Consider the following 4,998-nt stretch of genomic DNA (forward strand, 5'->3'; position numbering starts at 1 on the left):
GTGCCACCGTCAACACCATCAGCAGGTCGGGTATCGGGCGGCTGAGGCTTGAGCCGGATGACGAGCAATCGTCACGTCCGGTTCTGAGGGGGCTGGGCTTCGGTAACGGAGCCCGGCTACCCGACTATGCCTATGGTAAGACTGCTGCCTCGGCAGGGTATGGTGCTGATGGGGTGAGTGTGACGATCCGTCGGAAGGCACGGTCGCAGTGGCTGGCGCTGATCCCCTAGGCCCATGAAGGCTATGTCAGCTGGGAGAGGTTCGAAACGATCCGCACGATGGTCTCAGGCAACGTTCCAACCGGCAAGCATCACGGCGCGCCCAAGCATGGCGATGCGCTGCTGGCCGGGCTGATCCGCTGCCGGCGATGCGGTCGGAAGCTGACGCTTCGGTACACGGGCACACGGCACCGCATTCCGCGCTACAGCTGTAGCCGTGCCTGGATGGACAATGGTGGTCCCCATTGCATCGCCTTTGGCGGTCTGCGGGTTGATGATGCCATCGAAGAGGCGCTGCTCGGCGTAGTCGGACCTGGCGCTATCGCCGCGGCGACGGCCGCGGCAGCCCAGGCCACGCACCAGAGGGACCAGGTGCGCGAGGCCCTTGGCCGCGATCTCGAAGCGGCGCGCTATGCCGCCGACCGCGCCTTCCGGCAGTACGACGCCGCCGATCCGGCGAACCGGTTGGTCGCCGGCGAGCTTGAGACGCGCTGGAACCGCTCGCTTGCCCGTGTTGCCGAGGTGGAGAGCAAGATCGCCGTGCATGAGGCGGCAGCCGTGCCATCGGCCGTCGCCCTGGAGGCTCTCGGTGACCTAGCCTCGAACCTCAAAACGGTCTGGTCGGCGCCAACCACTGATGCGCGCCTGAAGAAGCGCATCGTCCGCACGCTAATCCACGAGGTCATCGCCGATATCGATGACGCAGCGTCCGAGATCGTGATCATCGTGCATTGGGTAGGCGGTGTGCATAGCGAGATGCGGTTGCCAAAGCGCCGCCGCGGACAGCGCAACAGCACGTCCGCCGACATCCTTGAGGCGGTGCGCCGATTGGTGCTCATCGCCAGCGATGATCTGATCGCAGGCTTGCTCAACCGCAACGGCCTCAAGACAGGCAACGGCAACCGCTGGACCCGCGAGCGCGTCACCTCTATGCGATCGAACTACCGGATCCCGGTGTTCAAGCCGGCATCAGATGGCATCGAGCCCTGGCTCAATCTCAGCCAGGCCGCCAGACTCCTGAAGGTTACGCCCAAGACGCTCCGTCTGGCGGCCGAAGCCGGCGAGATCGAGGCCATCCACCCTCTGTCGGATGAACCGTGGATCTTCGCGCGCGCGGCGCTGACGACAGAGGCGGCCATGTCAATCACCGAGCGGGCGCACCAGAACCCAAAATACCCCGCGGGATCGCATCCCGCGCAACAAAGCCTCTTCTCTTCAATGACATAGACAGATGGGTGTTGTGATGCAGGGTTGTAGAAGGCCAGATAGCGGCCGATCGAGGCGCGAGCCTCGGCGACACTGTCGTAGGCCCTCAGATACACCTCTTCGTATTTGACGGACCGCCACAGCCGCTCGACAAAAACGTTGTCGCGCCAGGCGCCCTTGCCATCCATGCTGATGGCGATGCTGTTCTTGAGCAGCACACTGGTGAAGTCGTGACTGGTGAATTGGCTGCCTTGGACGCCCTTCTGTTTGTCAAGCGGCGATGCGGGTCTGATTGATCTCCCTGTGGCGTCTTGTGATGATGTGGAAGACCTCACGGGCGATGTAGCGCTTGAGGGCGCGAATAGCATCGAGCTTCGAATGACCTCCGCTGGTGCGTCTGGCGACGTAGGCCTTCGTCGCTGAGTCGGTTCGGATCCGCCCAATGGCTATAATGTGCAGGGCGCTGTTGGCAGCGCGATCGCCACCCCTGTTGAGCCGGTGACGAATTGTCTTTCCGGAAGAGGCGGGGACCGGACTTACACCGCACAGCGCCGCGAAGCTCGCCTCAGAACGCAAGCGCTCAGGATTGTCGCCGGCCGTGAGCAGCAACTGGGCGGCACCGGTGTAGCCGATCGAATTGCGCGCGATGAGCTCGGGCGCAAGGTCATCGACGATGGCGCTGATCATTGCGTCAAGGTCGGCAATCTCGTCATGCAGCTCGAGATAGCGACGAGCAAGCGATTTGAGGCTGATGCGATAGGCCGCTTCCACCTCGCGATAGGCTGTCAGATCCGGTCGCCAGGCGGCCAAGGTTCGCACGAGTTGCATGCGCGTCATGGAACGCAAAGTATCGCGCAGCCCGTCTGGCGCGCTCACAATCGTGGTCTGGATTATCTGGATGGCAACACGCCTCGCGGCGACGGCGGTCTTGCGGCAGACCGTGAGGACGCGAAGGGATTCTACCATCCCATCTCGGCTTCTGGGCGTGACAGACCGTATGTTCGTTGCCGGCGGGGTGGCTCGTCCACACTATGCAATTGCGAGGATTGCGCCGGATGGGCCGGCGCCGAGCCTCCCGCACAGGGGACGAGCCATGCAGCAGAAGAGCAAAGTGTTTGTCGGTCTGGATACCTCCAAGCTGAAGATCTCCGTCGCCGTCGCCGAGGACGGTCGCCAAGGTGAGATCCGCTTTCTGGGCGAGATCGACAACACGCCCGAAGCGGTCCGGCGCCTGGTCCACAAGCTGGCGAGCCGGCACGGCGAGCTGCTGTTCTGCTATGAGGCCGGCCCAACCGGCTATGGCCTGCAGCGCCAGATCGCAACCCTCGGCCATGACTGTGCCGTCATCGCGCCTTCGCTCATCCCCAAGCGCCCGGGCGAACGCGTGAAGACCAACCGCCGCGATGCCCTGACCCTGGCCCGGCTGCACCGGGCCGGGGAACTGACTGCCATCTGGGTGCCGGATCCAGGGCACGAGGCCGTGCGCGAGCTGGTGCGGGCGCGGGAGGCAGCGATGGAAGATCTGCGCGAGAAGCGCCAGCATCTGCAATCCTTCCTGCTGCGTCATGGGCGGATCTTTCCCGGCCGCAGACCGTGGACCCAGGCGCATGCCCGCTGGCTTGCGGAGCTCGTCTTCGAGCATTCGGCTCAGTATCTGGTGCTGCGCGAATACCGGCAGGCGATCGAGGATGCCGAAGCCCGCCTGGAACGGCTGACCCAGCAAGTCGCTGAGGTTGCGTTGCCTCATCGACAAGGTGGTGATCCACCGTGGCGTCCGGGACACGATCGCCCTGCGCCTGATCTGGCGCGGCGGCGCAACAAGCGAGATCGCGCTGCCGATCACGGTTGGCTCGCTCGCCGAGCTGTCGCGCAGCGACGAGATGGAGGCCGCCATCGTCGAGCGCGCCCGCGCAGGGGAGAGCGATGCGGCCATCGCCGCCGCGCTGACCGCCGCCGGGCACCGCTCCCCTCTGCGCCAGGCGGTGTTGCCAAGCACGGTTCAGGCCATCCGGCTGCGGCACGGCATCCTGCGCGAGCGCCACCAGTCGCATCCCCGGCTACCTCACCGTGTCGCAACTCGCGGCCCAGCTCGGCGTCACGCCGCACTGGATCTATGACCGCATTTACAACGGCACGATTGCCATTGAACTGGATGCCAAGACAGGTCTCTATCTGTTCCCTGACGGCCCGACGACCTTACGCGCGTTCCAAAAGCTCAAAGCCGGCAAGGTGGGCCGCCTCTCTCCCGTCCCTCGGTTGGCTTGTTGAGGAGGGCAGTAAGATGTGTGATCGAAAGATCTGCTCAGGTGCGCCCTTATGTCCGGCCTGTTGCGCGGTGCGTACCACTGGCCATCATGGGTGTGCGCTTGCGTGTCAGGCACCAATCTCGCTCGCGTGCTCAAGGCACAATACGCCATCCGGTGTTGCCTGAACTGTCCTTGATGACAGTCTTTCCCATCACGCTCTTCAGCGTTTCCTGTCAGATCCGACGAACGCGCGTCTGCCGTCAACCAGCGTGGTGCAGAGCATCATGCGGTCACGACGGCATTGCCGTTCGGACGGTAGACTTCTTTGCGCGTCATCACAGCCCACGCAATGCGCGCTATCTTGTTGGCCAATGCGACCGTCACGAGCCTGACGGGGCGACGTTCCAGCGCTGACCGGGTCCAGGCACCCACCGCGCTGTTCCACCGATCAGCGCGGTAAACCATTGATGTGGCGCCGAGAACCAGCAGTCTCCTGATCTCGGAATTGCCCGCCTTGGTGATGCGGCCGAGGCGGGTTTTCCCGCCGGTAGAATACTGTCGTGGGACCAGACCGAGCCAGGCGGCAAACTGCCGGGCGGTTGCAAACGCCTCAATGTTGCTGACCGTCGCCGCAATCAGAGAAGCGGAGATCGGACCAATGCCAGGGATCGTTGCGAGGCGGCGTGCCGTTGCATCACGGCGTGCGTGCGCGACGATTTCCGCTTCCGCGGTTGCGATGCTTTCAGTCAATGCCTTGCATTGGGCGAATAGCATCTCCAACGCTTGTCGTCCTTGTTTCGGCAAGGACTTGTCCGCTTCCACAAGCATCATGAGCTCGTCAAGCCTATGGATGCCTTGCGGGACCGTTAAACCGAACTCCGTCGCCAAGCCCCGCAAGGCATTCGATAGCATGGTCTGCTGCTTGACCAGCAATGACCGGACCGCGTGGAGGGCCAGAGTGCCCTGCTGCTCCAAGCTCTTAACGGGGACGAACTTGACGTTCGGGCGGGATGCAGCTTCGCAGATTGCGGCGGCATCGGCCGCATCGTTCTTTCTGCCACGCTTGACGAACGGTTCACATGAGGAGCGTCGGATCAAGGTCGAATTGCTTCAGTTCATGCAGCTCTCCTCGACAGTTGCGGGATCACAGGTCCGAGCCCGTCCATCAAGCACGTTTTTGCACCACGCGCTCAAGCTCATCTGTGGACGTATATGGACCCCGCCCGATTGCAACAGCCGGCTGGATCAGGATCGATGGTCACAACTGCTGACGTATATCCGGCTTCGTGATGCGGCTGGACAACGTCTTCGCCGCGAGCCTCGATGGG

At 63.4% G+C, this 4,998-nt stretch carries 3 protein-coding genes and 3 pseudogenes; 3 read left to right on the forward strand and 3 right to left on the reverse strand.

The window, feature by feature from the left end:
- Together FS320_RS48995 and FS320_RS37695 are read left to right on the forward strand one after the other, a co-directional pair.
- On the forward strand, window positions 1-230 hold a 230-nt coding region (locus FS320_RS48995), incomplete at its 5' end, for a hypothetical protein (protein WP_244627647.1).
- Window positions 231-278: 48 nt separating this feature from the next.
- The gene (locus tag FS320_RS37695; protein WP_244627648.1) at window positions 279-1,445 is read left to right on the forward strand and encodes a recombinase zinc ribbon domain-containing protein; all 1,167 of its coding nucleotides are present in this window, start codon (window positions 279-281) and stop codon (window positions 1,443-1,445) included.
- Here the strand turns inward: FS320_RS37695 and FS320_RS37700 are convergent.
- Together FS320_RS37700 and FS320_RS37705 are read right to left on the reverse strand one after the other, a co-directional pair.
- Window positions 1,445-1,678 (reverse strand): annotated as a pseudogene (locus tag FS320_RS37700) (integrase core domain-containing protein); the annotation flags it as partial. The gene FS320_RS37695 and the pseudogene FS320_RS37700 overlap by 1 nt on opposite strands.
- 16 nt (window positions 1,679-1,694) lie before the next feature.
- Window positions 1,695-2,420, reverse strand: a pseudogene (locus tag FS320_RS37705) (transposase); the annotation flags it as partial.
- 97 nt (window positions 2,421-2,517) lie between these two features.
- Between FS320_RS37705 and FS320_RS51155 the strand changes: the two are divergent.
- Window positions 2,518-3,159 (forward strand): annotated as a pseudogene (locus tag FS320_RS51155) (IS110 family transposase); the annotation flags it as partial.
- 793 nt (window positions 3,160-3,952) lie between these two features.
- Here FS320_RS51155 and FS320_RS37715 read toward each other — a convergent pair.
- Window positions 3,953-4,768, reverse strand: a complete 816-nt coding sequence (locus FS320_RS37715) for an IS110 family RNA-guided transposase (protein WP_152717407.1) — start codon at window positions 4,766-4,768, stop codon at window positions 3,953-3,955.
- Window positions 4,769-4,998 lie beyond the last annotated feature (230 nt).

This window comes from Microvirga tunisiensis (genome assembly GCF_009296175.1).
GTDB lineage: Bacteria > Pseudomonadota > Alphaproteobacteria > Rhizobiales > Beijerinckiaceae > Microvirga > Microvirga tunisiensis.

Excerpts from the sequence above, each read along its gene's own strand:
- FS320_RS37695 (WP_244627648.1), top strand. The coding sequence starts at position 279 with ATGGTCTCAGGCAACGTTCCAACCGGCAAGCATCACGGCGCGCCCAAG.